The sequence below is a fragment of the Bacillus cereus group sp. BfR-BA-01309 genome (assembly GCF_022664315.1).
Classification (GTDB): Bacteria; Bacillota; Bacilli; order Bacillales; family Bacillaceae_G; genus Bacillus_A; species Bacillus_A mobilis.
Genome location: NZ_JAKUHE010000087.1, coordinates 1 through 226 on the forward strand (window position 1 = coordinate 1; position 226 = coordinate 226).

Genomic DNA, 226 nt, shown 5'->3' on the forward strand with positions numbered 1-226 from the left:
TGGGCGAAAATAAGCTATCAAGGAAAAGAAGGGTATGTGTCGTTAGAGTTTGTGAAGTTAGAAGCAGGAAAACAAGAAGAAAAGCCAGCGGAAAACATTACGAATGGAACGCAAGAAGTAGGAACGATCAATGCGACAAGCTTACGAGTAAGAAGTGCGGCGAATACAAGTAGCTCGGTTCTAGGAAACTTAAAAAATGGAGAAAAAGTAACAGTACTAGGAAAAG

General features: G+C 40.3%; 1 protein-coding gene. It reads left to right on the forward strand.

The window, feature by feature from the left end:
- The coding region (locus MR115_RS29760; RefSeq protein ID WP_242243867.1) for an SH3 domain-containing protein at positions 1–226 on the forward strand (226 nt) is incomplete at both ends.